Raw genomic sequence first — 5766 nt, forward strand, 5'->3', positions numbered from 1 at the left:
AGCGCACCGCCCACAGGATCACATCACCCTGGAAATGGCGCCACTTGAAATCCGTCATCGTTCCGTCCGTCCAATCTCCGCCAAGCATGCTCAAGCTTCACGATTTTTGCAACAGAGCCACCAAGTGAACGCGCATTGGTTCCGTATCTTCGGCTCCGCGCTGCTCATGTCGGGTGTGACCGCTGGCGTAACCCTTAGTCAGCCGCAAACCGGCCTGAACGCCAATGGCACTATGTCCGCCAGCCAAGCCCTTAGCCAAGCTCTCGGCCAGCAGCTCGGACAGACCACGGCGATGATGATTGAGCGCAATCTGAACATATCGCCCACGCTGATTATCCGTCCCGGCTTCCGCTTCAATGTGGTTGTCGTGAAAGACCTCACGTTTTCAAAGCCTTACCGCTCATTCGATTATTGACGCCAGATGAAAGGGAGCAAGCAAAATGAAGTCTCGATTTTTAGCCGCTAAAATTTCTTTGGCGATCACCCTCGCGCTGGCGGCTCCGTCCGCCAATGCGCAAATCTCGGTCATCGACGTTGCGAACGTCCGCCAGACAACCGTTTCCGCGCTGCAAAATGTCGCCACGGTGGCGAAGCAAATCCAGCAGTATCAGACGCAGCTACAGCAATACCAAAATATGATTCAGAACACGGTCGGCGCGCCGGTCCAGCTCTGGCAGCAGGCTACGCAAACGATCGACAGCCTGCAAAGTCAGGTCAATCAAATTAGCTCGTTCGCGCGCCAAGCTGGTGACGTGAACACCTATATGAACCAATTCAAAAATCCGTCTTACTATCAGACCAACGCTTGCACCTCCGGGAATTGCTCGGCCGCGCAAAGGACAGCGGCTTTGTCTGCCGCGCGTGCCCGCACGACTAGCCAGATGGCCGCAAATGCCGACGCTATGAACGGCATCAACAGCGCCATGACGACGCTCGCGTCTGACGGCCAGCGCCTCGACCAATTGCAAGCCAACGCCACGGGTGCCAGCGGTCAAATGCAAGCTCTGTCCTATGCCAACCAATTCGCGGCGCAACAGGCCAGTGAGTTGCAGAAGATTCGCGGCGTGCTGCTCGCGCAAAGCGCCGCGCTGACGGCCCAATCGCAATATCAGCTCGATCGGGATGCTGCGGCAATGGAAACCGGGACGGCGAAAATGGGCACCAAGCCAACCCCGGTAGGAACCTACCAGAATTAAGGAGCAACTATGTCTCGAACTCTAATCATTAGTCTGGTCGCCATTGCGCTGATCGTCGTCGCGGTGGTCGTCGTAGTCAAAAATGAAAAGCCTGCCCCCGTCACCGTGGAAACTCCGCCAAATGTGACGATTGAGGCCCCCTCCAACAAAATGAAGACCAAGCCAACGCCGATCGGCAATTACCAGAATTAAGGACCGCACTATGAAGGCTCTAGCTCGCCTGCATCTGTCCGCCTTGGGGTTGGCGCTCACGTTCGCCGCGACCCCTGCCTATGCGCAATCGCAAGGTATGCTCGATAATGTTCTGAACAGATATAAGGGCATGGCGGCGGCGTGGGCGAGCGTCTTCACAACGCACGCGACAATTCTGTTCGGCGCTCTGGCCGCGATCAGTCTCATATGGACTTTCGGGCAAATGGCGCTGCGCCGCGCCGATCTTGGCGAATTTGCCTCCGAGACAATCCGTTTCGCTGTCTTCTGCGGTGTCTTTTGGTGGCTCCTCATCAACGGCCCGGCGATCGGCATTGCAATCATTGAAGGCTTGCGCTCGCTGGGTGCCCAAGCATCGGGCCTTCCTAATAACCTCGCCCCATCGGGGATTGTCGATATTGGATTCGACATTTTCCGCCAAACCAATGAAGAATTTTCGATAACCTCGCCGTTCCAATCTACGATTCAGGTTCTCATCGCGCTTGGCGTCCTGATCGTCTTGGCGCTCGTCGGCGTGAATATGCTGCTCCTCTTGGCGTCCGGCTATATCCTTGCTTATGGCGGGGTTATCTTCTTGGGCTTCGGCGGTTCCCGTTGGACCTCCGACATTGCGCTGAACTATTTCAAAACGGTGGTCGCGGTCGGCGCGTCTCTGATGACGATGGTTCTCATCGTCGGCGTCGGGAAGACGTTCCTTGACCAATATTATGCGCAAACGGGTGCGGGGGCGACCGTTCAAGACTTGGGCACCATGCTTGTCTTCGCGGTCGTGCTTCTGGCGCTCGTAAACAAGGTTCCCGCAATGGTCGGGGGCGTTATAAGTGGCGGCTCGATCCACGCGGCGGGCGGTATCGGAGCCTTTGGGGCAGGGGCCGCGCTGGGTGCTGCCGGGATGGCCGCTGGGGCGGCGGCCACGGGTGGAGCTATGATCGCTGCTGGCGCGATGAACGCTGCGGGTGGAGCCAGCGCGATCAAGGCCGCCTTCGCTGCCGCTGGTGGGAGCGGTGGTGAAGGCGGCCAAACCGGCATGGGAGGCGGGCAACCGCTTTCGTCGGCGGGCGACATGCCGGGAGGCGGCGATAACGGCGGCGGCGGTGGCGGTGGGGGCGGCGGCACGCCCCTTAGCGTCGCTATGGGCGGCGATGGCGGTTCCCCCCCGGCCAATGACAACAGCGGCCTTCAAGGCGGCTCGGAAGCCGCCAGCGCGGGCGGCGGCACGGCTACTAGCGCCGCTGCGGGTAGCGAGGCGGCCGATCGTGAAGACGGCAACGGCGGCGGCGCTGCCGGTGGCTCGCCTGCGGGGGAGGGGGAGGCCAGCTCCGCCAGCTCGCAAGGTGAAGGCACGCCCGAAAGTGGCGACACTGGCGGCACGCAACGCACCGGCCTTAGCCGTGCGGCGAAAACCGCAAGCATCCTCGGCGGCGCTGCCGCTGGTATGGCGGTGGGCGCTTTGAAAGAGCGGGTGGGAAATACGGTGGGCGGCCGACTGGCGGCCAATATCCGCGCGTCGGCCGCCTCGGCATCGTCGGGAAGTGAAACGCTCGCTCCCGCGACCGGCGCGGGCAGTCCCGCCAGCTCGTCCGATTCATCGCCACCCCCCACGGCGCAATTCGCGGGCGATACCATTTCGGCCGCCCGTGATGCGGGCGACATGGAGACGCCAGAGGATGAAGTTGCGGCCTTCGTCCAGAGAAGGGGGGACAGCTAATCATGGCCGCTGATCTGCCTCCGGTTGTCATAGAAGAACGGGTGCAATGCTCGATCGCGGCGGCGCTGCGCTATAACATTCCGGCGAACGTCATGCTGGCGGTCGCGGAACAAGAGAACGGTCGGCCCGGCGCGCGCGTCCAGAACACCAATAACACCGCCGATCTTGGCTCGATGCAGCTCAATTCCAGCTATATTCAATCGCTGGCACGCTACGGTATCCGGCCCGAATATGTGCTTGCGGCGGGGTGCTATCCCTACAACCTCGCTGCATGGCGTATCAGAAACCATATCCGGGATGACAAGGGCGACCTGTGGACGCGGGTTGCCAATTATCATTCCCGAACGCCGGTCCATAATGCCCGCTATCGGGCGCTGATTATGGCGAAAGGTGCGCGCTGGGAGGCGTGGCTTTCCTCGCGCTATAATACCTACAGCGTGAACGGCATCCCGGTAAGCGGCGGCGCTCCTGCTGCGCGATCGGCCTCGATCCCGCTCACGATCACGGCGGCCGACGCGACGGGCGGGGGCCAGCTCGCGGCGCAACCGGCGATCGTCCAGCCCCAAGGCAGCGCCGACGCCTCGGCGGGCTATGTCGCCTCGATCTTGGCCGCTGCGTTCAATGCTCGCATAACCGATACGTGGCGGGCGCTGGAAGCCAATTACGGGGCCGCCAACAGCTTTCACAAATATGGGCAGGCGGTCGATTTCGTGCCGCGTGCCGGGCTGCACACGATCACGCGCGAGCAAATCCGCGCCGTGATGGCGCAACATGGTATTCGCGTGGCGGAGCTGCTGGGGCCGGGGGACCGGGGCCATGCCGATCATTGGCATCTGGCGTTCTATACCGGCGATCAGACTCGGCCGCTCGATCGCGCTCAAATTGTCGTCGCCAGAGCGGAACGCGGGGTAGGGGGTCTAACCTCGGCGGCCGTGCAGCCGATGGCCAGCTATGAGGCTGCGCCAGCTCCACAAGCCCGCATCATGGCGGCTCGGCCGAACGCCGCGCCTATTTCCGTTGCGGTCAATTTCCGGCGCGACATGCTGCATCCTTCGCCTACCGATCCCACGGCGGACCCGCGATTTATTCCGCGCACAATCACCGCCAGCAATTGAAGCGACGGCGCGCTAGGCGCTCAATTCGGCAAGCCGGTGTGGGCGCTGATTCCCATCCCGGCCAGCTCCTCAATGAGCCAGTCTCGAAAGTCCGAAATGGATTTCGCGCCTTCGGCCCGCAAGGCGGCAACGTCTTCCTCTTTGAAACTCCAATCGTCCTTGCCGATGTGGCGCAAGGCGCGCCTGACGCAATGTTTCTGATAGCTGTAGATCGCGCAGCGGAGATACCCGCGAATGATCTTTTCCATAGCCGCATCGTCATTGCGGTGGCGATCTAGCATTGCGTCAAGGTCAGCTATGGACGGATTGGGATCAAGCATGGTCGGCCTCGATCTGTAGGGCGAGCTGGGCGAGGCGATCGGGGGCAAGCAAGTCGTCGGCCGCTAGGTCGATGGCGAAGGGTTCGCCGGGTTCGAGCGGCCGTCGATCGGCGGCGAACGCGGCAAGATAGGGTTGCGCCGCGTCGGTTTCGATCCAGCGCCAGAAGGCAGGCCCTTGGCCGAATAGCCCGGCCTCGAACATATCGAGCCGGGCTTGCGCGAAATCATCGCACATTAGGCGAAGTGGATCACGGCCGATTCAGTGGTCCGCCCCTGCGGACGCACGACAATATCGACCTTACAGCCAAGCCGGGTGAGCATGGCCAGAAGCCGCTCAACCGAGACGCTGCGGAACTGGCCTCGCAGGATGCGCGACAATTCCGGTTGGGTAGATCCCGTAACCTTGGCGGCGGCGATCTGCGTCAATTTACGTTCCTGCATGGCCTCGGCTACACGGGTAACGAGCTGGGCTTTCAAAAGGTGGGTGTCGGGGTCGGCAAAGCCTAGATCGGCAAAGACATTGCCGCTGCCTTCCTCAATGATTTCGTCCTGTGCGCTCATGCTGTGCCTCGCGGGGTCTGGTGTTGCCGGTGATGCTCCTCGGCGGATTTCAGCCGCGTTCGGATCAAATCCATATCGGCCTGCGGCGTGGCCTTGCCCTGCTTGGATTTCTTCTGGAAGGCGTGCAGGACATAGACCGCCTCCGCGAATTTGACCGTATAGACCGTGCGGAACGTATCGCCTTGGTGGTCGTCTATGATCTCGACCACGCCAGCGCCGCCAAAGCCCTTCAACGGCTTAGTGCTGGCGTGCTGCCCGCCTTGCTGCGCAAGGTGCAGGGCATAGCCCATTACGTCCTGCACATCGTCCGGGAACTCCCGAAAATCGCGCTTTGACGATGCCACCCATCGAACCGGCCGTTCCGTATCCATCGCGGCTATTATGCACAAATATACATAGCCCGCAAGCGGAAATTATGCGCGTATGTGCATATTGCCAGCTCGCTATGCCGATTGAGGCGACCGCGATCGGGGCGGCTCAATCGAGCGCCCTGCGCGACGAATGTATCAACGCCGGGGATGCAGGGCCGTAATTTTAGGCTCTGTTGCAAAAATCGTGAAGCTTGAGCATGCTTGGCGGAGATTGGACGGACGGAACGATGACGGATTTCAAGTGGCGCCATTTCCAGGGTGATGTGATCCTGTGGGCGGTGCGCT

At 61.2% G+C, this 5766-nt stretch carries 9 protein-coding genes; 5 read left to right on the plus strand and 4 right to left on the minus strand.

The genetic code is table 11. From position 1 onward, the window contains the following. The 5 genes from ACP7BL_RS17595 to ACP7BL_RS17615 all read left to right on the plus strand — a co-directional run. On the plus strand, nt 1-415 hold a 415-nt coding region (locus tag ACP7BL_RS17595), incomplete at its 5' end, for a TrbI/VirB10 family protein (RefSeq protein WP_426258912.1). Between the two features lie 25 nt (nt 416-440). Further along, a complete protein-coding gene (gene trbJ, locus ACP7BL_RS17600) occupies nt 441-1196 on the plus strand; it encodes a P-type conjugative transfer protein TrbJ (RefSeq protein WP_006964381.1) in 756 nt (251 codons plus the stop codon). Between the two features lie 9 nt (nt 1197-1205). Further along, nucleotides 1206-1388, plus strand: coding sequence for a hypothetical protein (locus tag ACP7BL_RS17605; protein WP_006964379.1), 183 nt, complete (start codon nt 1206-1208; stop codon nt 1386-1388). A gap of 10 nt (nt 1389-1398) precedes the next feature. After that, complete coding sequence (gene trbL, locus ACP7BL_RS17610; protein ID WP_006964377.1) at nt 1399-3114, plus strand: P-type conjugative transfer protein TrbL; 1716 nt, start codon at nt 1399-1401, stop codon at nt 3112-3114. Nucleotides 3115-3116: 2 nt separating this feature from the next. After that, nucleotides 3117-4229 (plus strand): transglycosylase SLT domain-containing protein, encoded by a 1113-nt coding sequence (locus tag ACP7BL_RS17615; RefSeq protein WP_006964375.1) that lies wholly within the window; start codon nt 3117-3119, stop codon nt 4227-4229. Between the two features lie 20 nt (nt 4230-4249). On the opposite strand, the gene ACP7BL_RS17620 is transcribed toward ACP7BL_RS17615, so the two are convergent. From ACP7BL_RS17620 to ACP7BL_RS17635, 4 genes are read right to left on the minus strand one after another with little or no spacing between them, the layout of a single operon-like run. After that, nucleotides 4250-4549, minus strand: a complete 300-nt coding sequence (locus tag ACP7BL_RS17620; protein WP_006964373.1) for a hypothetical protein — start codon at nt 4547-4549, stop codon at nt 4250-4252. Continuing rightward, the gene (locus tag ACP7BL_RS17625) at nt 4542-4784 is read right to left on the minus strand and encodes a hypothetical protein (RefSeq protein WP_006964372.1); all 243 of its coding nucleotides are present in this window, start codon (nt 4782-4784) and stop codon (nt 4542-4544) included. The genes ACP7BL_RS17620 and ACP7BL_RS17625 overlap by 8 nt, the downstream gene beginning before the upstream one ends. After that, nucleotides 4784-5110 (minus strand): helix-turn-helix domain-containing protein, encoded by a 327-nt coding sequence (locus ACP7BL_RS17630; RefSeq protein ID WP_006964370.1) that lies wholly within the window; start codon nt 5108-5110, stop codon nt 4784-4786. Before ACP7BL_RS17630 ends, ACP7BL_RS17625 begins: the two co-directional genes overlap by 1 nt. Next, nucleotides 5107-5481, minus strand: a complete 375-nt coding sequence (locus tag ACP7BL_RS17635; protein WP_013041565.1) for a type II toxin-antitoxin system RelE/ParE family toxin — start codon at nt 5479-5481, stop codon at nt 5107-5109. Before ACP7BL_RS17635 ends, ACP7BL_RS17630 begins: the two co-directional genes overlap by 4 nt. Nucleotides 5482-5766: the final 285 nt, after the last annotated feature.

The sequence above is a fragment of the Sphingomonas sp. DC1600-2 genome (genome assembly GCF_049897605.1).
Taxonomy (GTDB): Bacteria; Pseudomonadota; Alphaproteobacteria; order Sphingomonadales; family Sphingomonadaceae; genus Sphingomonas.